Annotated in this window: 21 protein-coding genes; 5 read left to right on the top strand and 16 right to left on the bottom strand. The window is 42.7% G+C overall.

Features of this window, described 5'->3' with window-relative positions:
- The first annotated feature begins 45 nt into the window (after positions 1–45).
- Both EXT47_RS09445 and EXT47_RS09440 read left to right on the top strand, forming a co-directional pair.
- A complete protein-coding gene (locus tag EXT47_RS09445) occupies positions 46–1068 on the top strand; it encodes a biotin/lipoyl-containing protein (protein WP_130126468.1) in 1023 nt (340 codons plus the stop codon).
- Positions 1069–1131: 63 nt separating this feature from the next.
- Positions 1132–1647 (top strand): hypothetical protein, encoded by a 516-nt coding sequence (locus EXT47_RS09440; protein ID WP_039497682.1) that lies wholly within the window; start codon positions 1132–1134, stop codon positions 1645–1647.
- Positions 1648–1709: 62 nt separating this feature from the next.
- On the opposite strand, the gene EXT47_RS09435 is transcribed toward EXT47_RS09440, so the two are convergent.
- The 5 genes from EXT47_RS09435 to EXT47_RS09415 all read right to left on the bottom strand — a co-directional run bounded on the left by EXT47_RS09435 (position 1710) and on the right by EXT47_RS09415 (position 8720).
- The gene (locus EXT47_RS09435; protein ID WP_039497685.1) at positions 1710–3062 is read right to left on the bottom strand and encodes a cell wall metabolism sensor histidine kinase WalK; all 1353 of its coding nucleotides are present in this window, start codon (positions 3060–3062) and stop codon (positions 1710–1712) included.
- Complete coding sequence (locus tag EXT47_RS09430) at positions 3059–3724, bottom strand: response regulator transcription factor (protein WP_039497687.1); 666 nt, start codon at positions 3722–3724, stop codon at positions 3059–3061. The genes EXT47_RS09435 and EXT47_RS09430 overlap by 4 nt, the downstream gene beginning before the upstream one ends.
- Positions 3725–3728: 4 nt before the next feature.
- Positions 3729–6794 (bottom strand): efflux RND transporter permease subunit, encoded by a 3066-nt coding sequence (locus tag EXT47_RS09425; protein WP_130126466.1) that lies wholly within the window; start codon positions 6792–6794, stop codon positions 3729–3731.
- Between the two features lie 104 nt (positions 6795–6898).
- A complete protein-coding gene (locus EXT47_RS09420; RefSeq protein ID WP_039497690.1) occupies positions 6899–7972 on the bottom strand; it encodes an efflux RND transporter periplasmic adaptor subunit in 1074 nt (357 codons plus the stop codon).
- Complete coding sequence (locus EXT47_RS09415) at positions 7962–8720, bottom strand: MipA/OmpV family protein (RefSeq protein ID WP_052258383.1); 759 nt, start codon at positions 8718–8720, stop codon at positions 7962–7964. The genes EXT47_RS09420 and EXT47_RS09415 overlap by 11 nt, the downstream gene beginning before the upstream one ends.
- A gap of 289 nt (positions 8721–9009) precedes the next feature.
- On the opposite strand from EXT47_RS09415, the gene EXT47_RS09410 reads away from it, so the two are divergent.
- Positions 9010–9459, top strand: coding sequence for a DUF4826 family protein (locus EXT47_RS09410; RefSeq protein ID WP_010604923.1), 450 nt, complete (start codon positions 9010–9012; stop codon positions 9457–9459).
- Here EXT47_RS09410 and EXT47_RS09405 read toward each other — a convergent pair.
- From EXT47_RS09405 to cspD, 8 genes are all read right to left on the bottom strand, one after another.
- Positions 9443–9901 carry a GNAT family N-acetyltransferase gene (locus tag EXT47_RS09405; protein ID WP_029215775.1) on the bottom strand — a complete coding sequence of 153 codons (459 nt, stop codon included), beginning with the start codon at positions 9899–9901 and terminating at the stop codon, positions 9443–9445. The two genes, EXT47_RS09410 and EXT47_RS09405, sit on opposite strands and share 17 nt — an antisense overlap.
- A 133-nt stretch (positions 9902–10034) precedes the next feature.
- Positions 10035–11222, bottom strand: a complete 1188-nt coding sequence (locus tag EXT47_RS09400; protein WP_039497691.1) for a cupin domain-containing protein — start codon at positions 11220–11222, stop codon at positions 10035–10037.
- 87 nt (positions 11223–11309) lie between these two features.
- Entirely contained in the window at positions 11310–12680 is a 1371-nt protein-coding gene (gene purB / locus EXT47_RS09395) for an adenylosuccinate lyase (RefSeq protein WP_039497692.1), read from the bottom strand.
- A 273-nt stretch (positions 12681–12953) separates the two neighbouring features.
- Positions 12954–13556, bottom strand: coding sequence for a high frequency lysogenization protein HflD (gene hflD, locus EXT47_RS09390; RefSeq protein ID WP_010604919.1), 603 nt, complete (start codon positions 13554–13556; stop codon positions 12954–12956).
- Positions 13556–14656, bottom strand: coding sequence for a tRNA 2-thiouridine(34) synthase MnmA (mnmA, locus tag EXT47_RS09385; protein WP_010379287.1), 1101 nt, complete (start codon positions 14654–14656; stop codon positions 13556–13558). The genes hflD and mnmA overlap by 1 nt, the downstream gene beginning before the upstream one ends.
- Positions 14657–14770: 114 nt before the next feature.
- Positions 14771–15439, bottom strand: coding sequence for a pseudouridine synthase (locus EXT47_RS09380; protein WP_130126464.1), 669 nt, complete (start codon positions 15437–15439; stop codon positions 14771–14773).
- Between the two features lie 111 nt (positions 15440–15550).
- On the bottom strand, positions 15551–17770 hold the full coding sequence (locus EXT47_RS09375) for an NADP-dependent isocitrate dehydrogenase (protein ID WP_039497695.1): 2220 nt from the start codon (positions 17768–17770) through the stop codon (positions 15551–15553).
- A 491-nt stretch (positions 17771–18261) separates the two neighbouring features.
- Complete coding sequence (gene cspD / locus EXT47_RS09370) at positions 18262–18480, bottom strand: cold shock domain-containing protein CspD (RefSeq protein ID WP_010379294.1); 219 nt, start codon at positions 18478–18480, stop codon at positions 18262–18264.
- Between the two features lie 199 nt (positions 18481–18679).
- Between cspD and clpS the strand changes: the two genes are divergently transcribed.
- Entirely contained in the window at positions 18680–18997 is a 318-nt protein-coding gene (gene clpS, locus EXT47_RS09365) for an ATP-dependent Clp protease adapter ClpS (protein ID WP_010379297.1), read from the top strand.
- Positions 18998–19025: 28 nt separating this feature from the next.
- Positions 19026–21290: an ATP-dependent Clp protease ATP-binding subunit ClpA gene (gene clpA, locus EXT47_RS09360; RefSeq protein ID WP_017219467.1), complete on the top strand. Its 2265-nt coding sequence runs from the start codon at positions 19026–19028 to the stop codon at positions 21288–21290.
- 749 nt (positions 21291–22039) lie between these two features.
- On the opposite strand, the gene infA is transcribed toward clpA, so the two are convergent.
- The 3 genes from infA to aat all read right to left on the bottom strand — a co-directional run bounded on the left by infA (position 22040) and on the right by aat (position 24003).
- Positions 22040–22258: a translation initiation factor IF-1 gene (gene infA, locus EXT47_RS09355; protein ID WP_002962494.1), complete on the bottom strand. Its 219-nt coding sequence runs from the start codon at positions 22256–22258 to the stop codon at positions 22040–22042.
- 304 nt (positions 22259–22562) lie between these two features.
- Positions 22563–23294 carry an arginyltransferase gene (locus tag EXT47_RS09350; protein WP_130126462.1) on the bottom strand — a complete coding sequence of 244 codons (732 nt, stop codon included), beginning with the start codon at positions 23292–23294 and terminating at the stop codon, positions 22563–22565.
- On the bottom strand, positions 23287–24003 hold the full coding sequence (gene aat / locus EXT47_RS09345; RefSeq protein WP_130126461.1) for a leucyl/phenylalanyl-tRNA--protein transferase: 717 nt from the start codon (positions 24001–24003) through the stop codon (positions 23287–23289). Before aat ends, EXT47_RS09350 begins: the two co-directional genes overlap by 8 nt.
- Positions 24004–24026: the final 23 nt, after the last annotated feature.

Raw genomic sequence — 24026 nt, 5'->3', positions numbered from 1 at the left:
TGAGCCTCATCTTTTAATTGGATACTTAAACGTAATAGGGAAATTATGACGATTGAAATGAAAGTACCCGTGTTGCCTGAGTTAATAGATACTGCAAAAATTGCAACACTCTATGTGGCTGAAGGACATCAAGTTGCAAAAGATCAAGTCTTATGTGATATCGAAACGAGTAAGGTCGTATTGGAGCTACGAGCGCCAGAAGCCAGCCGTATCGGTAAAATCGTGGTGAACGAAGGCGATGTTTTGAAAGCTGATGCGCTTATTATGTCAATCACTCCGGATCCAGAATTAAACCACTTAGTTGCACTTGAATCGAAGAGAGTTCATCAGCTGCTCAGTAATGAAGACATCACTACTGAGCATGAGTTGAAAGGGAAAGGCAATATTGACGTGCAGATTGATGCATTACCCGACTTTGTAGATAGTGCGACAATTATTGAAATCTATGTTAAAGAAGGAGATATGGTTGCTTGTGGCGATAGGCTTTGCGATGTTTATACTGACAAGGCCATCCTTGAAGTTTGTGCTCCCAATGATGGCGTAGTGTGCGATTTTATCAAAAAGCTTGAGCAAGCAGTCGTTGCAAGTGAAACGATCGTCACTTTGTATCACCCCGAGTATATTGCGCCTGAGGCTACACTTCCTGAATCGGAAGAAGATAATACTGATACCTTAATAGCTCAAGTATTGTTAGATCCAGCTTTGGATAATGAACCTTCTACGCAGGTCGAGCTTAATAGGCCTTCTCATCAGGCTACATGTGATAGTTTAGAAGCGCATAAAGACATAGCGGCAGTCGAAGCAACCGATAGCACGGTTATTGACGCACAGCTTAAAAATGAATCTCCCTCTCTTAGTACTCAAACTGGCGATAGCTATGTTGATTTAACAAATGACCATGTTGGTCCAGCTTCAACGGTTTTACGATCGGAGTCTGCAGTGATTGCCCATGTAAGAGAAGATTGTAGCAAAGACAGTCAAGAAGGAGGTGCAAGCTCTGGCAAAGTGTTTACGTTTGTCGCCAGTGTAATCGTTATTGCGCTGGCAGGTTATTTTTTGCTGGTATAGCTTCGCGCTTGTAGCAGCTGCAAAGAAGTTAGCCAGCTATTTTACTCAAAAAGGAGATTTTTAATGAGTTATAATGTCATTGCATATCAAGTTGATGCAGAAAAAGTAAAAGCGGTGTGGGGAAGTAAAGATCAGCAATTTTTGGATAGGTTTTTATCCAAATATCGAGATGAAATTGCAGGGCAAGAAGAAGAGCTGGATGTTAAGGGATATGCCGCTTGCATGGCGAATATTATAAATGGAACGAGTATAGATGAGGACGACGAAGACAACTTTATTTACGGTTATCTATATGAAATGCTGTGCCAAGAATTTGGTGAGATGGTTCGCCATGATGACTTTCTAGACATAATGGAAGATGTGACGCCATCTAATCATAAAGCATTTATTCCTATCCCCAAAAATGATGATTGGCCTGAATTCTACAGTGTCCCTCTTGAAGAATTAGAGTCGGGTCGACAGGTTTTTCTTGGTAGTGACGAACCATATACGAAGGAAACTTCCTATATAGAAACGGTGAACTTCATTTTCGATACAGCAGTTCAAAACCACAAAGCTTTGGTTTTCTTTGGTTATTGATTTGAGGTCTCAATCTACCGACTAAAATTTTTGAAAATAAATACGGCGCTGTTTGGAGCTGGTCATTTAAATGTGACACAAAAGGTCGCACCACCCATATAATTTTGACAAGTAACATCTAATGTGGCGTGATGTAAATCGACTACCTCTTTTACAATAGCGAGACCAAGACCACTGCCAGTCATTGATGACTGCTCTTTGCGCCAAAAACGCTCGAAGATTTTTTCATAATTTTGGATATCGATCCCAGGGCCGCTATCCATAACTTCGATACATTTTCCAGAGGCCTTTACTTTAATCTGAGCTTGCTCAGTACTGTGGCGTAGGGCATTTTCGATGAGATTCTTTATCATGATATGAATGGAGGACCGATCGCCTGTAATTACTTCTTCAGTATCATCAATTTCCAGTTCTAGCTGTTTATCCATGGTGACAGATAATGGCGCCAGCATCATACAGGCTTCTTTCGCTAACGGTACAATACTGAGCGAATGCTTTTCGTAAGCGTTAAGGCTCTGCGCACGAGACAGGTCTAACAATTGCTGTACAACACGTGTCATATAACTTACATCCGCCAAAATACCAGAGTGGGTGTGTTTATCTAACTGGGCGAGTTCAACACGGGTATTGAGAATTGCAAGCGGGGTTTTTAACTCATGGGCTGCGTTAGCAACAAATCGCTTTTGTTCATCAAAACCTGTTTCGACTCTTGCCATCGCTTGATTCAACGAATGCACAATGGGAACGATTTCAACAGGGAGACCTTGCTCACTTAGCCTAAAATTAAGCTGTTCAGGTCTAATCCGTTGGAGTTGTTCTGCAACGCTTTTCACGGGTCGGACAATAGAGCGAATAGACAGATATCCAACAACCATAAATACTAAAAATGCTGCGCTAATGATAAAAATAGAGACTTGACTCAGAGCCGGCATAACCGCTTCGTTGGCAAGCTCACCAATCAGATCATTTCTGCCCAAATCGATATTGACAGAAGTATTATCGATGTTAGCGTGAAGACGGTAACGGTCTATGCCACTAAGATGCGAATATCCGACAGGGATGTCTTCAGTAGCAATCAATGCTTGCAAGGCTGCAGAGCTACTCTCATTGGCTGTGGACTGCAGCAAGACGGCACCAGTTTGGGCGTGTGTGACTCTAAATACTAGGTTGTTGTATAAAGCATCGTAACCCCATTTCTCAGCTACAACATCAGATTGATATATTAATTTATTGTTCTTATCAAAGTAGAGTTGCTCTTGAATATCTTCACTCATACCAACCATACTTTCTTCAACAGCCATATTGGCAAAATTGGTTGAAAAAAGGTACAAGGCAAACCCAATCAAGCTGAATACAGCAGATCCAATTATAAAAAAATGCAGAAATATCTTTTTCGCGAGAGAAAGTTGCTTCATGTCAAAATATATCCTATACCGCGCAGTGTATTGATAGTTGTTTGTGCATTGGACGATTCTAGTTTTTTGCGGATCCTGTGCACTGCAACTTGGATTGCATTATCCGTTACTTCGAAACCCATGGCATAGATAGCATCGTAAAGTGCATCTTTGCCCACGGTTAAACCTGCATTTCGGATCATATATTCTAAAATGGCAACTTCCGTTTTCCCCATCGCTAAATTTTCACAGCCAACGGTGACACGACGTGCCTTTGTATCAATAGCAAGATTGTTATGTGATAATAGGTTTCCGGTGTAGGTACTCGGGCGACGCAGCAATGCTCGAAGTCTTGCCTTAAGCTCGTCAATCGCGAAGGGTTTATTCAGGTAGTCATCTGCACCCAAATCAAGCCCTTTGATGCGATCATCGACACTGCCACGCGCGGTGAGGATCAAAATTGGTAATGCATTTTGTTGTTTTCGAATTGAGCGAATAACCTCTAAACCATCTTTATCTGGCAAGCCTAAATCTAGTATGAGGGCATCATACTGCCAGCTTTGCATTAACTGTTCATTTTGTGCAGCAGTTGCAGCAATATCAGCGGCGTGACCATCTTGAGTAATTGCTTGCTGTATAAATGTCGCAAGCTGCTGATTGTCTTCAGTGATTAGCACTCTCATTGAATTAATATTTCCTTATTTCCTTATTTTCTGTTTCTAGTTGTGGTTTTTGAAAACGTTTACTTGATAGTAAAAACTTCAGTATAAGCGGCAATATCAGCATCGTAAGCAAAGTTGAAGTCAGCAAACCTCCAATTACTGCAAAGGCTAATGGTGGCCACAAAGGGCTTGCACTGGAAGTTAGCGGCAACATGCCAACTATGGTTGTTAATGTAGTTACTATAACAGGACGAAGACGCGTTTGTACCGATAAACAAATTGCCTGCGATAGCTCTGTGCCTTGATTTAAATGCTCAAGAGTATGCTCAATCAGCAAAATTGCGCTGTTCACTACAATACCCATAAGCGCGAGCACACCTAATATTGACATAAAGCCAAAGGGTACTCCGACGATAGATGACATAGCTGGCGCTCCTACAACGCCGAGGGGAATAGTTAGCATCACCAATATTGCTAAACGATATGAATTAAACTGCAACATTAATGCCCCAAATAACAATGCGACTCCAAAAGGAAGTGTTTGTAGTAAAGCGCCATTAGCCTGTTCTGATTCTTCCAATTCCCCGCCAAACATTAACGTCACTTGATGTTGCTGCGCGATTTTTAGCAAGGTCGGATGTAACGCTTCGAGGATTTCTTCTTCGTCACTTCCCATAGCGACATCTGCTTTTATAGACATTACAAACTTGCCATCGCGCCTTTCAATAAATGGTGGTGTGCCAATAACCTCGGCATTCAAGACCGCAAATAGGGGGATGCTTAATTGGTTGGGTAGCATGATTTGAGTATTTAAAATATCAGTACTACTTTGATTAGAAGTAGTGTCAACAATCATCAAATCTATCGGTTCGAAATTATAATCAAGAGTTGTTACTTTTAGTCCAGAGCTACGCCATGCGATATATTCGGCAATATCGCTGCGTGCTAAACCCAAGGCTGATAAGGTAAGTTGCTGAGCTTCTAAGTTAATGGTAGGAGCGCCCAAACTATAATTACGATATGGGGAAGTGATTTTAGGGTGCTGTCTGAGGTGCATAAGCATAGCTTCAGCGCTTGCGAATAGAGCATTGTGGTCATTGCCACTCAACTTCAACTCAATCGGGCTCTCAATAGGAGGCCCTTGCCCGAGCTCACGGGCGTTGATTAAGATTTCAGGAAATTGCTTGTTTAAATTACTATCGATGAAGCGCGAAAATTCAGGCGGGTTAACATCATCCTGCAACGTTAGTACAACTCGAGCAATATGGGATTCATTTGGTTTTTGCGCAAGGTTATAGTAGAACCTTGGACCTGAAAAGCCGCTAAATACCATCGCTTCGCTGACTTCAGGATACTGAAGGGCATACTCGGCGATTTGATTTGCTGTCTTGGTTGTAGCTTCTATGTGGCTAGCTAACGGCAATTGAACGTCAATATAAACCTGATTGCGGTTAGCATTTGGGAAGAACTTGCCGTTGGCATTGGGTAGCGACAGTAAAGTGCATAGCATGGCAGTAGCGGCCACAATCGTGTATACGGGATGTTGTAATGTTTTATGAGCTAGCTGATAGCCAAATGTTGAAAGTTTCTGAGTAACGGTTTCCTGCCACCTTTCTAGCCAAGGGATGGAAATAGGGAAATAAACAAAAAGTACAGGAAGCAGTAGTAAAGCTGCAATATAGCTCAATGAGATGCAGATGATAACGAGCACTGGAATAGTAGCAATGAAATCAGCGACACTGCCTTTTGCCAACAGCATGGGAACGAAGGCTGCGATAGTAGTCATTGTTGCCGCGGCAAGCGGTTTTTTCAATTCGTTCACAGAGTGCGCCAAGGCAGATCTCATCGTAAACCCTTTGCTGCGTAAATAGCTCAGTCGCTCAGCTACGATAATGCAATTATCAACCATCAAGCCCAATGAGAGTACCAAGCCAGCAATGGTCATTTGGTGAATAACACCATCGAAAGTAGTAAATAACGCAAGTGACGAAAACACGATAGCGGGTACGGTTAAACTGATAACAATCGCACTTTGCACCGAGAGAAATAGTAATAAAACAACGCAAATAGCGATACAGCTTTGAATTAGAGAATTTACTAATCCTTCACGGCGTTTTTGAGACCAGTCGGGCTGGAAAATCTCAATTTTAATGGGAGCATCTGTAAATCGTGCATTAATGTCGGCAATAGCTTGTCTGATAGTATCCCCTGCGTTAGCGATATTATGCTGGTTGGGCGGTAGAGATAATGCAATACCGATGACTCGTTGACCATTTTGCCAAAATTGCTCGCTTGAAGTTGGGGCAGTCCGGTAGCCAATATCAGCGAGAGTGCTGAGTGGGATTTTTGACCCGTCAGGTGTTGTTATTTGTACGTCTTTTAACTGAGCATCGTTACGCAGGTGATTGACAGGCAATAGCGATAGCGCACTTAGATTTTGCGACAATACGCCAAGGCTATCTTGCTGATTGGCATCCCGTAGCTGTTTTGCAATCTCTGCTGGCGAGAGGCCAAAAGCGAGCATTCGCTCTTGAGAATAGGAAATAGCCAATTCAAGCCCGGGGTCGCCTACTAGCGAGGCACTTCTCACAACGTCGAGATACTCAAGCTCATCACGTACTTCGAGGGCGAGCTTTCTATCTGCTGTTAATCCTTTTCCCGAGCGCACGGTTAAGACTATCCCTTGAGTATCTTGTGCTCGATCTATTACATAGAATTGGCTATCAACTAAGCTTGCCCCCAATGGTGCTACATCATCTTTGATGCGTTGCCAAACTAAAGCGGTATTATACACTTGCTCTTTAAGCTCAATATCGATAACAGCACTTCCAGCTTTTATCCGTGCATGAATGGTATTAATCTCATCAATTTTTGCTAAACGTCGCTCAAGTGGCTTAACAACGACATCATTGAGTTGGGTGACGCTAGCACTTGGATTTACAATTTGAATAAAGCCATTTCGATAGGGAAAACTGGGGTCCTCCTGACTTTTTGCTTTAAACCAGCCTACAATACCTGTGAATACAAGCAGCAGAGTGAGCCCGAGTACTAGACGTGGAGTGAGATAATTAGATGGGAGAAGCTTATCCATAAACTTCCTCCTGTAACCTATTGATAGGTCTGCCAGTAATGCTTGTAAATAAGCGCTGCTGAAGTCGGTTAAATACAAAGTGCGAGAATAGGACTGCTAAGCTTCTACTTTTGTTCATGAGACTCACCTGCCAATAGCGCCAAGTTAAAATTCAACTTGGCCTCCGATGTGATGAGCACGTTTTTACCCATCAGTTTTGGTGCTGTGACTACGACTTGGTTATCATCATTGTCAAAAATAGTCACATCGCGTCTTTGGACCTTGGGTTCAGTAACCAGCACATAGGCTTGCCCCAAGGCATCATAGTGGATTGCGTTGCTTGGCACTTTAAAGAGTGGTGTATTGGTGATAGGGAGCTCAAGCCGACTGTGCAGGCCAACTAGTTCAGAGTCACTCACTTCCAAATCGACGATAAGTTTAAAAAGCTTACCAACGGCATTAGAGGGTAAACCTTTCTCTATAATTTTACCGCTTAGGCTTTTGCTTAGCGAAGGAATGGCTATGCGAACGGTTTGGTTAAGTTGTAAAGCAATAAACTCTTGTTCAGGGAGCTGAAATTCAGCCTTTAGCGTAGATAATGTCTGGAGTTGGAAAATTGGCTGTCCCGCAGAGACAACATCACCTGAACGAGCGCAAATATTGGTGACGATACCTTCCTTTCGAGCGAATATTTTGTTCTCATTCAGTGCATTTTTTGCCTCTTCAACCTGGGCTTGTGCTGCTTGGACTTGCTGGGTTGCAATATTAAACGCAAGCCTTGCGGACTCAAACGCAGAATTTGCTATAAGCTTCTCCGTAAAGAGCTTTTTAGCTCGGTCGAAATCAATCTGTGTCTTTTGCTCAGTACGTTTAGAACTGGCTAGTAACGCTTGTTTTTCACGCAGCTGGGCGCTAAGTCTTGGAGAATAGAGTGACGCTAGCACGTCTCCTTTTTTAACTAATTGACCTGAGTAGGCATATAAAGACTCTATTCTCCCTTGTGACAGGGAAGCAACATAGACAACATCACTGCCTGTAATTCGACTATAAAAATGCTTCGTCGGAATAGTTGTAGCTAACTCTACAGGTACTGAAATAAGCGTCGTTGAGCGTTTTTCTGCAGTAGTCTCTAGGTTTGAAGGATCACCGCAGCCCTGAAGCGTTAAGGTGATCGTTATTATTGCTAATCTAAAAAACATACACATACCCAAGCAAAACTTGTACGTTGCCAGAGGCATCGATAAGGGGAGAATCTTTTATTTCATCACCGTAACTGGTGTAACTAACATCAGCTTTAAGCATATGATGTTTACCAAAAAACCAATCGCTTTGAATACCGACTTCGAGTGCAGTGCTGGATTCACCAAGGTAATAGGGTCGAGAACTTAATGCTTCGTTTACTCTGACACCATAGTAATAATCAACAAGGTCTTCACTTTGAAAGTTCGCAGCGATATACGGGTAAACTCTGCCGTCAGCAAATCTAAATGGTACACCATAGCTTACGCTGGCTTCATAGCCTTCGTGTGTACTACTCACGTCATGCATAAACTCGAATCCAAATTCACCAAAGCTAGTATCATATTCTGCTTCAAATCCAGCATCGAAACTCATATCTCTGTCTTCCATGCCAGTAAAGAACTTGCTATCAGCTGCCTCGAATCCATCTAACCGTAATTGAGCACCCACACTGATTTCAAATTGTTCGGCTTGATATAGTTTATAGGTTGCTCTTGGCCCTAGTAGGTTGAAGTCGCCATATTGTATGGCGATGGCCGGTACAAACTCTGTTTCATTTCCAATATCTATATAACCTTGGTCCTGAGCAATAATAGCGCCGCCGATCCCCCATTTTAGCGCTTCTGATTGGGGCTGCTGTTCAGCAAACGCTGACGAACAACAAAAGAATGAAAGAGAAGTAGTGATCGTTAATAGTAATCTAGCCATAGTCAGTATTCCTTGAGTTTAAGTAATCATGTTGATGTGGCTAGAATAGAAAAAGAAACTTTCTCGAAACTTACAGCTCAGTAATTAATCATATAAACTCAAAATTCCTTCGTTCGTATTGCCGTTATGACTGCAAAAGCTTAGTATCAGGTAACTTCGCAAGCGTTTGAATGCTTGGTGTATAAGAATCAAAACCGATTTGCTGGATAATTTGCTATGAAACGCACCGCGTAAATAACGATAAAGTAAAATGCTATTCGGTAATCTAAAAAGAATAAAAGGGTGAACAATGAGTGAAGAACAAAACCAACCGCAGCAAGAGACGTTAACACCAGAACAACAACAGCAAAGATCAATACAATGGCAGCGTAGCTGCGTACAAGCTGCACAAAAACATCTCGCGGATAAAGGGGTGTTACCGCAAAGTATAATTGAAAAAGAATGTCGCTACATTGAACCATTGGTTGCGCTTTGGAAAATTAAAGGTCAAAACGGCAAAAAGTATTGGGTGATCACAGGTAATCTACCGACGGATCATATTGAGGCATCAGCAGCCGCTACAGCACGTGAAGCACTGCGCTATTTTTCATTCCATTGGCAGATGAAAGCGGAAGAAATTATGTCTGCGAAGCCAGTAGAAAAAACACAAGCCCAGTTTGCTAATCTACTGGTAAACCGAGCTCATGGTTTATATGACCTTTTCGCTAAAGATGAACTCTGGGCTAATGAAGCATCGTAAACGGTTCCATCTTGAGTGATTGAATAGGGCATTTCAAGCGCTGTCTTGGAATGCCCGCTTCCATAAATACGTGCCCATGCGTGGAAAACCCCGATTGTAAAAATTCGGGCACTTCATCCAAAATGCATTGGATAAAAACGTCTTCAAAGCCTTTGTCTTTTGCCAAGTCAACAAGCCCCCCGATCAACGAGGCGTAGGCATCTCGATTACGGTGAGATTTGAATATTGCGATACGGCTTAATAATCCGTCTTCACACAGTCGTCCTGTGCCAACTGGCCCATCGAATTCGTCAATAATGATTAGGTGCTCAGCAGTGATATCCTGCTGATCAAATTCGACTTCTTTAGGAATGTGAAGCTCATACACAAATACGCGTTCGCGTATTGCTTTGAGCTCCAATTTTTTGGTTTGCCAAGTTACTCTACTGATCCTATAACTCATACTGCCCCCATCTACAGATTGCACCTGCATTCCCTGTTTAGCGACAAGCTAGAGCTTGCGAAAACCTTGAAGATCAAGGGTTTCGCGGCATATTGTTGTTTTTGTGAACGCGGCTATCTTGTTCTAACAGGCTCTACTCCCAGCCCTCATCGAAGTCAGCATCGGCTGGATCACTGTCTTCAACGAAGTAGGTCCCATCATTAATCAGTTTAGTTAACGTTTGTTTAAATTCCAAACTATTTAATGCAGGAATTATTGCATTAAACTCAAACACAACATGATCGCTCAGCTGCTTTACGGCATCTAAACAATGATGGTCTAATTCATAGTTTTCACCATTAACACTGAACAAAATATGATCGTCACAGATTTGGTAAATAGCACGTACTCCACCAGCGCGATAAATCAATGGGTTATCTTTGGCGATCTCGAGAAGCTCCAGAGGATCAATTATGGGGTCTAATGGTGCGAGATCCATCTCATGTTTTGGCTCACTGAGTGTTTTTCCAAGCCATTGACTGTATAGTGCCTTATCTTCAATTAAAGCATTGAGCAGAGACTTTATCTGCTGTTGGTCGTCGCAGGTTACTTCGCCAATAGACGCTCTGCGTAGTAATTCTGGATCGCTAAAACGGCGTTTACCAGCTTCCATATCAATAACGTGATCAGCAAAGCTAGACAGCAAGTCTTTTTGATCAGGCGCTCTAAAGCCAACTGAGTAGTTTAAAGCATCCTCAACTGCGTAACCTTCGTGAGGACAAGCCGGTGGAATATATAAGATATCACCTGGTTCAAGGACTGCATCAATGACTGCTTCGAATTGCTCTACTTGTAATAGGCTCTTGTTGCGCGCAAATTGCTTTAGGCTGTTGTCCTGTTTGCCAACTCGCCAATGACGTTTACCTTGTCCTTGAATTATAAAAACATCATATTGATCTAAGTGTGGGCCAACGCCGCCACCAGGCGTCGAAAAGCTGATCATCAAATCGTCTATACGCCAATTTGGTATGAATCTAAACGCTTCTATTAATTGTGCGGCTTGTGGGTGCCAGTGATCAACGGCTTGGACCAATAGAGTGCTGTTGCTATCGGTGAGTAAGTCAAATTGTTCAAAAGGGCCGTGATGGGCTTCCCAGTTATCATTGTGATTAGTAACAATTCGAGATTCTATGCATTCTTCAGTTGCAAGGCCGGCAAGTTCTTCTGGCTCAATTGGGTCTTCAAAGTCTCGGAATCCTTGTTTGATGAGTAATGGCTTCTTTTGCCAATACTGGGCAAGAAATTGTTCGAAGGTAAGGTCATTAATTTGCAGTTGATACATAGGGAAATTCCAGTAATAAATAAGCGAAAGAGTGCACTCTTTCGCTTATTCTATACCAAGTAGTAAAAAGCTGGTGTCGCTTTATACTTAGTTTAGTTCGTCAATGAACGCTTCAGCACGACCGATATAGTTTGCTGGCGTCATTTCTTTCATTTGTGCTTTTACTTCATTTGGCAAGTCTAGGTTATCGATGAAGTCAGCCATGATTTCTTTGTTTACGCGTTTACCACGAGTAAGATCTTTTAGCTTTTCATATGGCTTTTCGATACCGTACTTGCGCATTACCGTTTGGATTGGCTCTGCAAGTAGTTCCCAGTTATCATCAAGCTCAGCAAGTAAACGCTCAGCATTAACTTCTAACTTGCTGACACCTTTAAGCGTTGCTTGATACGCGATAAGTGCATAACCCATACCAACACCTAAGTTACGTAAAACCGTTGAGTCAGTTAGGTCACGTTGCCAGCGTGAAACAGGTAGCTTTTGTGCAAGATGTGCAAAGATAGCGTTAGCAATGCCAAGATTACCTTCAGAGTTTTCAAAGTCGATAGGGTTAACTTTATGAGGCATTGTTGAAGAACCAATCTCACCAGCAATGGTTTTTTGCTTGAAGTGGTTTAGCGCGATATAACCCCAAACGTCACGGTCAAAGTCAATTAAGATAGTATTGAAGCGTGCAATCGCATCGAATAGCTCAGCGATATAGTCATGCGGTTCGATTTGCGTTGTGAATGGGTTCCAAGTCAAACCTAGACTTGATACAAAACGTTCACTGTGTGCATGCCAATCGTAATCTGGGTAAGCGCTTAGGTGAGCATTATAGTTACCAACGGCACCATTGATTTTACCAAGCATTTGTACGTTAGCAATTTGCTGGCGTTGACGTTGCAGACGAACATACACGTTTGCAAACTCTTTACCCATAGTTGATGGTGAAGCAGGTTGGCCGTGTGTACGAGTCATCATTGGAATTGACTTATACTCAACCGCTTTGTCTTTGATTGCGCTCAGTAGCTCATCACAGTATGGCAGTAATACCGTGTCACGCGCTTCAGTTAGCATTAGGCCATGAGAAAGGTTGTTGATGTCCTCAGAGGTACATGCAAAATGAATAAATTCATTGACGGCATTTAGCTCGGCATTGTCAGCTACTTTTTCTTTAAGAAGGTATTCTACAGCTTTAACGTCGTGGTTAGTGGTGCGCTCAATCTCTTTTACGCGTGCTGCGTCTGCTTCGCTGAAGTTTTCAACGATGCTATCAAGAAGTGCGTTGGCTTCATCGCTGAAAGCAGGTACTTCTTTAATGGCGTCGCTGCTCGCTAGCGCTTGTAGCCAACGAACTTCTACGATGACGCGGTATTTGATCAAGCCAAATTCACTGAAGATGCTTCTCAGTTCTTTGGTCTTGCTACCATAGCGACCATCCACAGGAGAGATAGCGGTTAACGCTGAAAGCTCCATAATAACTCCTAACTATTTGTTTTTGAACGATACTTAGATAGTGGTATTTGAACCACTACGAATTTTATACCAACTTGATTAATTAAGTGGTCTACTTTGAGGCGATAAAATCTAGTTGATAACACCGCTTCCGCATCCTGCTCACGCCAAGGTACCTACATCCATCTAGGCAAGGCAAAATTTTGCTATTTAGTGTTCTAAATAAAAAATTTTTAACGCTGTTAGCGTCAGACTTGCTCCTTCAAATTGAGCAAGTATTAAGACAAATTGGTATTACATATAACTTTTTGCAGCAGTAATGATTTTCTTTTTCGCAAAAAAGAAATGACGACGTTTACCGCCGAGTTGGCGCCACAGTACTGCACTACGGATCCCCGCGAGTAATAGCGCCCGAATTTTTTGTTGTGTTGCTGTTTGTTTTAATAACTCAGGCTTACCGAATACTTGGATCTTAGGACCAAGAGGGCTTATCACTTGTCCGTAAATGTCGGCAAGTGCGGCAACAACTTGGCTTTCACAGATATCAAAGTGTAATAACTGGCGCTCAACTTGCTGAATTTTTTGTGCTAACAAATCAAGAGATTTGCTATCGTTACTTAGCACTCGCTCTAATTGCATCATCGCGCCAACATATTTAACCATTTCAACGTCTTTTTCGCCGCCAGCCGAAAGCTGCTCAATTAGCGTTCGACAGCCTGTTTTGATGGCAAATTTGTCTGGGTAAACGTCCTCTGGGCGTTCAGGAGAAGTGTTAATAATGCTTTTTAAAAAGCCCTCAACTTCGTTTTCATTGAAGGTGCCGTAACGCGCACATTTTTGTACCAGTTTACTGATCTGACACATTGCCGCCAGAGGCATTACGTATTGGTTTTGCATTATTTAATCACCGACTCAATAATACCGCCGCCAAGGCACACGTCATTTGCGTAGAATACCGCAGATTGTCCAGGAGTTACGGCTTTTTGTGGCTCATCGAATAGCACACGTGCCATACCATCTTGGCCAACTAATAACGTACAAGGAATGTCGGTTTGGCGATAACGTGTTTTTACCGTACAGCGAGTGGTACCTTGCGGACCTACGCGGTCGACCCAATGTAGTTGATTTGCGTTTAAACCGTTGCTGAACAGGCGAGGGTGGTTTTTACCTTGACCAACAACCAGTACATTACGTTCGATATCTTTATCTACCACATACCAAGGTTCTCCGTTGCCTTCTTTAGAACCACCAATTAATAGACCCTTACGTTGACCTAGCGTGTGGTACATCAAGCCTTCATGCTCACCAACATGATTACCTTCACAATCTTCAATCACACCAGGCTGCGCGGGCAAAAATTTGGCAAGGAAGTCTTTAAATTTGCGCTCACCGATAAAACAGATCCCGGTTGAATCTTTTTTATCGTGCGTGATTAAGCCTTGATCTTCTGCAATTTTACGCACTTCTGGCTTTTCAATTTCACCGACAGGGAAGAGCGTTTGCGCAATATGTTCATGGCTTAATGTGTAAAGGAAGTAGCTTTGATCTTTGTTCTCGTCATCTCCACGAAGCATAACGAATTTACCGTCACGCTCCGCGCGACGAACATAGTGGCCAGTTGCGATATAGTCCGCGCCCAACGCTTCTGCTGCAAACTGTAAAAATGCTTTAAATTTGATTTCTTTGTTGCACATGATGTCTGGGTTTGGTGTACGGCCAGCCTTGTATTCTTCAAGGAAGTGTTCAAACACATTGTCCCAGTATTCAGCAGCAAAGTTCACTGTGTGTAGCTCAATACCTAACTTATCACACACTGCCTGAGCATCTTTTAGATCTTCAGCTGCTGCACAATACTCATCATTGTCATCTTCTTCCCAGTTCTTCATAAACAGGCCTTCAACTTGATAGCCTTGTTGTTTTAAAAGGTAGGCAGATACAGAAGAATCTACACCGCCGGACATTCCGACAATGACTTTAATGTGACTATTATCGCTCATAATTTCGCTATTAATCTTAATGCTCAGATAGAAAGCGCTTATTATACTCAAATCTCTTTAAATTGCACGTCCGTGAGGCGTTCAAGCGCAGGAGAAAAGTCCTAGTAGGAAATGCTAAAGCACTCGATATTCACCGTTTTTAAGATCGCCCAGACTATATTTGCCTATTTGTGCGCGAATAAGTCTAAGCGTGGGATGACCAATATGCGCCGTCATACGACGAACTTGTCTATTACGTCCTTCTTTGATGGAAATAGAAAGCCAGGTTGTCGGGATATTTTTGCGTTCTCTAATCGGCGGGTTACGTGGCCAAACATTGGGCTCAGTTATTACTTCTACTTTGGCAGGTAAAGTTGGACCATCTTTTAGTTCTACACCGTTTCTAAGCGCATTTAGGCTTTCGCTACTTGGCTCTCCTTCGACCTGAACCCAGTAGGTTTTATAGGTCGATTTTTTAGGAGAAGTCAGGGTGTTTTGTAATTTACCGCAGTTGGTCAGTAGCAATAGTCCCTCACTATCTCTATCCAAGCGACCTGCTGCATACACATCTTTGATATCAATAAAGTCAGCCAATGTTTGACGATTTTGATCATCAGTAAACTGACACAAAACATCAAAAGGTTTATTAAATAGAACGACTTTTACTTGCTCTGGCGGTAAGGCGGGTTTTGACTGCCGGTTAGTTATTGGCTTTTTCCGCGTTGTGGTGTGTCTAGAGAATGCGGGCTTGTTAGCATGTGATTTTCTTTTGTTATTTGTGCTGGCTCTACTACTTGTGTTCATCGCCACATTCCTAAGGTTCACGAAAAATGGCATTTTAGCGTAATTGCTCACGAGTGTCGCCTGAAAGCAAAAAAGCGACCCTCGGGCCGCTTTTTGACTGTTATCCGAAGATTACAGTGACGCTAATACGTCGTTAAATACCGCAGAAGGACGCATAGCTGCAAACGCTTTGTCATCTTCTGGCTGGTAATAACCACCAACATCCATTGCTTGACCTTGTGCTTCATTCAGGGCGGCAACAATATCAGCTTCTTTTGCTGTTAGTTCCGCAGCAACATTTTCAAACTTAGTTTTAAGCTCTGCATCTTTGTCTTGTGCAGCAAGCTCTTGAGCCCAGTACATTGCAAGGTAGAAATGGCTACCACGGTTATCAAGCTCTTTCACTTTACGTGAAGGTGACTTGTTTTCATCTAAGAATTTAGCCGTTGCTGCATCTAATGTATCTGCAAGTACTTGTGCCTTAGCATTACCCGTTGTTTGGCTCAAATGCTCAAAAGAAGCAGCAAGTGCAAGGAATTCGCCTAGCGAGTCCCAACGCAAGTGGTTTTCTTTTTCGAACTGTTGTACGTGTTTTGGCGCAGAACCACCCGCACCTGTTTCGAATAAGCCACCGCCATTCATTAGTGGAACGATAGATAGCATTTTTGCACTGGTACCGAGCTCTAAAATTGGGAATAGGTCAGTTAGATAGTCACGTAATACGTTACCCGTTACTGAAATAGTATCTTCGCCTTTTTTCATGCGCTCTAGTGAGTATAGCGTTGCATCTACTGGTGCTTTGATTAGGATTTCAAGGCCATCAGTGTCATGCTCAGGCAAATATGCGTTTACCTTTTTGATAAGTTCAGCGTCGTGAGCACGGGCTTCGTCTAACCAGAAAACGGCAGGTGTATTCGTTGCGCGAGCACGGTTAACCGCTAGTTTTACCCAGTCTTTGATCGGTGCATCTTTCACCTGACACATACGCCAGATGTCGCCCTCAGCAACGGTATGCTCAAGTAAAGTGTTGCCCGCAGCATCAACGACGCGGATTGTGCCAGCTGATGGAGCTTCAAACGTTTTGTCGTGTGAACCGTACTCTTCCGCTTTTTGTGCCATTAGACCGACGTTAGGAATTGTACCCATAGTACGTGGGTCAAATGCACCATTTTCTTTACAGAAATCGATAGTTGCGCCGTATACACCTGAGTAACAACGATCAGGGATCACAAAAGCCGTATCTTGTTGTTTACCTTCAGCATTCCACATCTGACCGCTTGAACGAATGGCTGCAGGCATTGATGCATCGATGATCACGTCACTAGGTACATGCAGGTTTGTAATACCACGGTCTGAGTCTACCATTGCGATATCAGGTGCTGTCTCGTAAACTGCTGCAAGGTCAGCTTCGATTTCTTTGCGCTTCGCGTCGTCCAACGACTCAATTTTTGAGTACACGTCGCCAACACCGTTGCTTGCATCAACACCGATTTCAGCAAATGTCGCCGCATGCTTTTCGAATACGTCTTTGTAGAATACTTTTACAGCATGACCAAAGATGATTGGATCTGACACCTTCATCATGGTTGCTTTCATGTGTAGCGAGAATAAAACGCCTTTATTTTTTGCTTCTTGTACTTGCGCTGCTAAGAATTCACGTAGTGCCTGTACACTCATACGAGAGGCGTCAATGATTTCACCTGCAAGTAGTGGCGTGCTTTGTTTAAGTACGGTGATGTCACCATTGCTCGCTACGTGTTCAATACGAACATCAGTCGCTTCAGCAACCGTTACCGATTGTTCAGAACCGAAGAAGTCACCGTCAGCCATTGATGCAACATAAGACTGTGAGTCTTTCGACCAAGCACCCATTGAATGCGGGTTTTTACGAGCGTAGCCTTTGACTGAAGTTGGAGCACGGCGGTCTGAGTTACCTTCACGAAGTACAGGGTTTACTGCACTGCCTTTGATTTTGTCATAACGTGCTTTAACGTCGGCTTCTTCGTCTGTTTTGGCTTCAGAAGGATACTCTGGAAGCGCGTAACCTTTAGCTTGCAATTCTTTAATCGCTGCACGAAGTTGTGGAATTGAAGCACTGATATTAGGTAACTTGATGATGTTAGCTTCAGGCGTTTTAGCAAGTGCACCTAGCTCAGCGAGTGCATCACCAATACGTTGTTCTTCTTTTAAGTACTCAGGGAAAGTCGCAATAATACGTCCTGCTAGTGAAATATCGCGAGTTTCAACTTCGATATTTGCAGGCTTAGTGAATGCTTGGATGATTGGCAATAGCGAGTATGTTGCGAGAGCCGGGGCTTCATCTGTTTTGGTATAGATAATTTTCGATGTCATCATCATTCCTAGATAGTTGTGGGCTGTTACGCCGTTCAACAATTGCTAATAGGACTAAGCAACGCAATTTTCACACTCAACAACGTGTTGTTGTAGCCGGTTTAAACTGGACCAGTTCACTAAGCGATTAGTGAAAGATGCAAAAAACCTCGACAATCCTCGTTAGGATCTATGTCTAGGTAGCGCAGCATTAGCAAGTTTGTTAGGTATTTATACTTTTGGCTTATCACAATAACTGGTATTCATTCAGCATTGAAATGCATCAAAGTAGCAATATCTAACCAACCTGAAATCGACTTTGCAAGCGTGCTTTAGTCTAACAGTGTTTGCATATGGGGGCTAATTATTAAATTTAAAGTGCAAAAGTGAAAAGTTATAACAAACTTGATAAAGGAAAGGCTGAAAATTTCTTTTAGATTTGGTGGAGCAATTCAAAGAGAGGAATAAGCGAGCACTCATGTAACCCGCTTTAGCCAAAAACTACTTAACACTTATACAACATCTTCCGTAATTGGAGCGATGTTGGTTGCGTGTAGACCCTTAGGTCCTTGTTGTAGCTCGAATGATACATCCTGACCAGCTTTAAGCGTCTTGTATCCATCCATTACAATCGTTGAGTAATGAGCAAAGATATCTTCGTCACTGCCGTCTTCTACGATGAAACCAAACCCTTTGGCGTTATTGAACCATTTGACTTTTCCGCAAGCCATACTTCTACATCCTTCTATAAGTTGACTAAATTAAAGTTAATCTACTCTTTTAATTTTGCTAAACTGCCCATAGATTAGACAGTCATGTAAGACTGTAGTTTATATGAGCAAGCAGTCAAGTTTTTTGCTCTTTTTTTTAACATTTTATTTATTTCTCAAATCTATTTGCTTGAGTATATAAGACAAGACTATATTTATTATGAGTGGGACAAAAGATTCTGGTGTATTGGACGCCGTTCGCGAGGAACAGAAGCAGCAGCTTCAACCGCCGCGAAAATATAAAGTGATTTTGAATAATGATGATTACACGCCCATGGATTTTGTTGTCGAGGTATTGACGACATTCTTCAATATGGATAGCGAGAGAGCAACTGAGGTGATGCTTGAAGTGCATCACAAGGGAAAAGCGGTATGTGGAGTATACCCTGCTGACATAGCCCATACTAAGGCTGAGCAGGTAAACCGATATGCTCGTGACAACGAGCACCCGCTGCTCTGTAGTTGTGAGCAGGAATGACCTATAAATTTCTTGTTGGGGGTTGCCAATGCTAAACAAAGACTTAGAACTTACTCTTAATGCCGCGTTTCGCGAGGCTCGTTCTCGCCGTCACGAATTTATGACGGTTGAGCATTTATTACTTGCATTGATCGATAACCCTTCTGCTAGTGAGGCGCTAGATGCCTGTGGTGTCGATATGGATACCTTGAAGCGCGAGTTATCAGAGTTTATTGATGAAACTACGCCTGTTATTCCTGATTTAGAGGAAGACAGAGAAACACAACCGACACTTGGTTTTCAACGTGTGCTACAACGCGCTGTATTCCATGTTCAATCCTCTGGTCGCTCAGAAGTGACTGGGGTAAATGTACTTGTTGCTATTTTTTCTGAGCAAGAAAGCCAGGCTGTTTATTTACTTAAAAAGGCTGACGTGAGCCGCTTGGATATCGTTAATTTCATTAGTCATGGTATCTCTAAGATTGAAGATGATCACGAGCAAGAAGATCATGAAGAAATGCAAGACGATAGCGGTGAAATGCAACAGGAAGAGAAAACCAAGCTGGAAAATTTCACTTCTAATCTAAATATTCAAGCGGAATCTGGACGCATTGATCCGCTGGTTGGTCGTGATGAGGAAGTTGAGCGTACGGTTCAGGTACTGTGCCGTCGTAAGAAAAATAACCCATTACTCGTTGGTGAAGCGGGGGTTGGTAAAACCGCGATTGCTGAAGGTTTAGCGTATCGCATAGTCAATAATCAGGTACCCGATGTAATTGCCGATGCAGTGGTTTACTCACTGGATATGGGGGCATTACTTGCGGGTACAAAATATCGCGGCGACTTTGAGAAGCGCTTTAAAGCGCTACTAAAAGAACTTCAATCGAAACCTCATGCGATATTATTTATTGATGAAATCCATACCATTATCGGCGCTGGCGCTGCTTCAGGTGGTGTGATGGATGCGTCTAATCTAATTAAGCCACTATTATCGAGTGGACAGCTTCGCTGTATGGGCTCAACAACATATTCTGAATTCAAGAATATTTTTGAGAAAGACAGAGCGTTAGTGCGCCGCTTCCAAAAAATTGATGTGGTTGAACCAAGCGTCGAAGATACCACTAAGATTTTACATGGTTTGAAAGAGCGTTATGAAGAGCACCACGGTATTCGTTACACGCAAAAAGCGTTAAAAGCGGCAGCTGAGCTGAGCGCTAAATATATCAATGAGCGCCATTTGCCTGACAAAGCAATCGATGTCATTGATGAAGCGGGCGCCAGTCAAAGGCTACAGCCAACTTCAAGACGTAAGAAAACGATTAATGTGTCGGACATTGAAGCGATTGTGTCTAAAATGGCGCGTATTCCACAGCAAAGCGTGTCATCTAGTGATAAAGAAACGCTCAAGAATCTTGATCGTAACTTGAAGATGTTGGTGTTTGGCCAAGATGAGTCGATTGACGCGTTAACATCAGCAATTCGCTTATCACGCTCTGGTCTTGCTAATGAAGACAAGCCTGTAGGTTCATTCTTGTTTGCAGGTCCTACAGGGGTCGGTAAAACCGAAGTAACCAAGCAACTTGCTAAGTGTATGGGCATAGAGTTTATTCGCTTCGATATGTCTGAGTACTCTGAGCGCCATGCTGTTAGCCGACTAATAGGTGCGCCTCCGGGATACGTTGGCTTTGAGCAAGGTGGACTGTTGACCGAGGCTGCAATCAAGCATCCTCATGCAGTGGTGTTGCTCGATGAAATAGAGAAAGCGCACCCAGACATCTACAACATTCTGTTGCAGGTTATGGATCATGGTACACTAACAGACAACAATGGTCGTAAGGCAGACTTTAGAAACATTGTGTTGGTGATGACAACAAATGCGGGTGTGCAAGAGACTGTTCGTCAATCGATTGGATTCCAGCAGCAAGACTACTCTCATGATGCCATGGTAGAAATCAATAAGGTGTTTACACCAGAGTTTAGAAACCGCTTGGATAACATCATTTGGTTCAACCACCTAGAGAAAGAAGTTATCTTGCAAGTTGTTGATAAATTCATTGTTGAATTGCAAGCGCAGCTTGATAAGAAATCGGTTAACCTGGAACTTACGGCACAAGCACGAGATTGGCTGGCAGATCTGGGTTACGACAAGGCAATGGGGGCTCGTCCAATGGCGAGGGTTATTCAGGACAACCTGAAAAAGCCACTTGCCAATGAAATCTTGTTTGGTCATTTGTCTGATGGTGGGACAGTGAAAGTTACAGTGAAAGACAACAAGTTGTCCTTTGATTACCAAACGGAAGCGGTGTCAGCATAAAACCTCTGAAGTATTTATAAAAGGCCCAGCGTTGCTGGGCTTTTTGTTATCACTCAGTTTGATGCGGCATCACCGTCTCTCAAACTCAGTGCTAGTCGTTCGTGTATACTAATTGCTTGAATGAACTTGGTATACCTAAGTAACATCAGTATGTTGAAGTCGCTTGGGTATCAACGAGTTTACGGCATCAACTTAGTATAAATCTACACACGCAGATTAACGAGCACGGAAGACGATGATGCTCCCTTTGAACGTTGGGGTTAAAATAAAAAGCTTCAAACGACAAAAAGCCCAGCGTCGCTGGGCTTTTTGTTATCACTCAGTTTGATGCGGCATAATCGTCTCTCAAACTCAGTGCTAGTCGTTCGTGTATACTAATTGCTTGAATGAACTTGGTATACCTAAGTAACATCAGCATTTTGAAGTCGCTTGGGTATCAACGAGTTTACGGCATCAACTTAGTATAAATCTACACACGCAGATTAACGAGCACGGAAGACGATGATGCTCCCTTTGAACGGGTGGGGTTAGAATAAAAAGTTTCACACGACAAAAAGCCCAGAATAGCTGGGCTTTTTGTTATCACTCAGTTTGATGCGGCATCACCGTCTCTCAAACTCAGTGCTAGTCGTTCGTGTATACTAATTGCTTGAATGAACTTGGTATACCTAAGTAACATCAGTATGTTGAAGTCGCTTGGGTATCAACGAGTTTACGGCATCAACTTAGTATAAATCTACACACGCAGATTAACGAGCACGGAAGACAATACGTCCCTTTGATAGGTCGTAAGGCGTCATTTCAACAGTAACTTTGTCACCAGTCAAAATACGGATGTAGTTTTTGCGCATTTTTCCAGAAATATGTGCAACAACCACGTGACCATTTTCTAGTTCAACACGGAACATTGTGTTTGGTAGCGTGTCAAGGACCGTGCCTTGCATTTCAATTACGTCTTCTTTCGCCATGTGTAGCGTATCACCTCTTGGTTAAATTAAACGATGCAGATTTTGCCCAAAAGCGGGGAATAAGTAAAGTTACAAGCTGATTTTTTGTTAATTTGGTCGTTTATTCAGCCAGTTTTACCAAAGTTTTTTGCTTCTATTCCTAACGCATCTCAAAATCTGGAGCCTTGTTGATAGGCAAGGGCGACATTCTAGCATAGGAAAGTCTGCTAGTAACGCATGTTTTTTGTCCATGCTATAGGATAGTTGTGGTGTAAAAGGAGGTGTATTCCTGCATTTAAGCAAACGTATGCAGGAAAGCTAGGTATTAAGCACAAGGTTGTGAGACATCCGGATCAATATCTTGCCAAATATCTTTAACTAGCTTTTGTGCTGGAACAAATTGGGTTTTGTAACGCATTTTCTTGCAGTCGTCGATTTGATAACCCAAGTACAAGTACGGTTTATTCTGTTTCGCTGCCTGTTCGAGCTGAGCCATGATCATGATAGTGCCGATACTTAGTGATTCATACTCAGGATCGAAAAAGGTATAAATAGCAGACAATGAATAAGGCATTGAATCAGTGACGGCTACTGCAATTAACTTATCTTTGTGCCATAGCTCGATAAAGACGATGTTCATCCAACGACAAAATAAGAAGCTTTCGTACTGGAGACGGTTAGGTGGGTACATAGAGCCATCGCTGTGACGTAGACTGATATATTTTTCGTATAGCGGATAGTATTCAGGACGCTCCTGGTGGCTAATAATTAGCTGATAATCTTGCTTTAATTTATTGCGTTTGCGTTTTTGAGATTTACTCGGTTTAAATTCTTGAGTTAATACTCTTACTGATTGACAAGCTGAGCATGCGGGACAGTGTGGACGATAAATCTGGTCTCCACTGCGGCGAAACCCTAATGCTAACAATTGTTCAAATCTATCTGGGCTGTAACAATTTGGGTCTAGAATAACCAGTAACTGTTCCTTCTGCTCAGGTAAATAACTACAACTAAATTGTTGGCTCAGTCCGATTTTAGAAGGAAAGTGTTCATTCATAGATAGCTTTCAACTCCTGAGGCTGCCACATTGATGATGGGATCTCAAATCGATCCGCCAATTTAAGTCTAGTCAAAAACTCGCTCCTTGGTACAACTTTTAATCCCAAACTTGTTAAATAAGGATTTTCGAGTTGGCAATCAATAAAATGTGCCTGATGGGCTTTGAGCCAATTTACCAGTGCCCACATCGCCATTTTGGACGTATTAGGTAAGGTGTGGAACATAGATTCACCACAAAATACACCAGACTGCATGATGCCATAGAGCCCGCCAACTAGGTTACCTTGATCCCATATCTCCACACTATGTGCTAACCCCTGAATGTGCGCTTGCTGATACGCAGCCAACATCGCATTTGTGATCCAAGTTCCTTCAGCGGCCATTCGTTGATTTCTACAAGCTTCAATCACTTGTGAAAAGGCGGTATTGATAGTGACGGTTGGACTGAGTTTACGTTGCGCTTTTCTTAGTGTTTTACCGCAGTGAAAATCTTGAAGCTCCAAAATCCCACGTTCGCTTGGGCTCCACCACATAATTGGCTCACCTTCATTAAACCAAGGAAAGATCCCATTGGCATAAGCGTTTTTCAGGCGTTTTACTTGTAAACAACCACCAATAGCAAGCAGTCCATCTGGTTCCGACAAGGCATAGTGATTTGGTGGAAAACGAAAGTCATCGCGGGCGAGGTGGAACAGTTGTTGGATCATTGAACAAACTACAAGATTGTTAT

It is taken from the genome of Pseudoalteromonas sp. CO342X, from assembly GCF_004208915.1.
GTDB lineage: Bacteria > Pseudomonadota > Gammaproteobacteria > Enterobacterales > Alteromonadaceae > Pseudoalteromonas > Pseudoalteromonas maricaloris.
Note: the sequence above shows the minus strand (reverse complement) of the source record. Positions and strands in the feature narration are given on the sequence as shown.

What these genes read in the sequence shown, in the direction of transcription:
- EXT47_RS09350 (WP_130126462.1), bottom strand. Translation starts at nt 23,294, where the DNA reads ATGAATGAACACTTTCCTTCTAAAATCGGACTGAGCCAACAATTTAGT.
- purB (WP_039497692.1), bottom strand. Translation starts at nt 12,680, where the DNA reads ATGGAGCTTTCAGCGTTAACCGCTATCTCTCCTGTGGATGGTCGCTAT.
- EXT47_RS09420 (WP_039497690.1), bottom strand. Translation starts at nt 7,972, where the DNA reads ATGTTTTTTAGATTAGCAATAATAACGATCACCTTAACGCTTCAGGGC.
- EXT47_RS09400 (WP_039497691.1), bottom strand. Translation starts at nt 11,222, where the DNA reads ATGTATCAACTGCAAATTAATGACCTTACCTTCGAACAATTTCTTGCC.
- EXT47_RS09410 (WP_010604923.1), top strand. Translation starts at nt 9,010, where the DNA reads ATGAGTGAAGAACAAAACCAACCGCAGCAAGAGACGTTAACACCAGAA.
- cspD (WP_010379294.1), bottom strand. Translation starts at nt 18,480, where the DNA reads ATGGCTTGCGGAAAAGTCAAATGGTTCAATAACGCCAAAGGGTTTGGT.
- EXT47_RS09415 (WP_052258383.1), bottom strand. Translation starts at nt 8,720, where the DNA reads ATGGCTAGATTACTATTAACGATCACTACTTCTCTTTCATTCTTTTGT.
- clpS (WP_010379297.1), top strand. Translation starts at nt 18,680, where the DNA reads ATGAGTGGGACAAAAGATTCTGGTGTATTGGACGCCGTTCGCGAGGAA.
- EXT47_RS09380 (WP_130126464.1), bottom strand. Translation starts at nt 15,439, where the DNA reads ATGAACACAAGTAGTAGAGCCAGCACAAATAACAAAAGAAAATCACAT.
- mnmA (WP_010379287.1), bottom strand. Translation starts at nt 14,656, where the DNA reads ATGAGCGATAATAGTCACATTAAAGTCATTGTCGGAATGTCCGGCGGT.
- EXT47_RS09440 (WP_039497682.1), top strand. Translation starts at nt 1,132, where the DNA reads ATGAGTTATAATGTCATTGCATATCAAGTTGATGCAGAAAAAGTAAAA.
- clpA (WP_017219467.1), top strand. Translation starts at nt 19,026, where the DNA reads ATGCTAAACAAAGACTTAGAACTTACTCTTAATGCCGCGTTTCGCGAG.
- EXT47_RS09445 (WP_130126468.1), top strand. Translation starts at nt 46, where the DNA reads ATGACGATTGAAATGAAAGTACCCGTGTTGCCTGAGTTAATAGATACT.
- EXT47_RS09430 (WP_039497687.1), bottom strand. Translation starts at nt 3,724, where the DNA reads ATGAGAGTGCTAATCACTGAAGACAATCAGCAGCTTGCGACATTTATA.
- infA (WP_002962494.1), bottom strand. Translation starts at nt 22,258, where the DNA reads ATGGCGAAAGAAGACGTAATTGAAATGCAAGGCACGGTCCTTGACACG.
- hflD (WP_010604919.1), bottom strand. Translation starts at nt 13,556, where the DNA reads ATGCAAAACCAATACGTAATGCCTCTGGCGGCAATGTGTCAGATCAGT.
- EXT47_RS09435 (WP_039497685.1), bottom strand. Translation starts at nt 3,062, where the DNA reads ATGAAGCAACTTTCTCTCGCGAAAAAGATATTTCTGCATTTTTTTATA.
- EXT47_RS09425 (WP_130126466.1), bottom strand. Translation starts at nt 6,794, where the DNA reads ATGGATAAGCTTCTCCCATCTAATTATCTCACTCCACGTCTAGTACTC.
- aat (WP_130126461.1), bottom strand. Translation starts at nt 24,003, where the DNA reads ATGATCCAACAACTGTTCCACCTCGCCCGCGATGACTTTCGTTTTCCA.
- EXT47_RS09375 (WP_039497695.1), bottom strand. Translation starts at nt 17,770, where the DNA reads ATGACATCGAAAATTATCTATACCAAAACAGATGAAGCCCCGGCTCTC.
- EXT47_RS09405 (WP_029215775.1), bottom strand. Translation starts at nt 9,901, where the DNA reads ATGAGTTATAGGATCAGTAGAGTAACTTGGCAAACCAAAAAATTGGAG.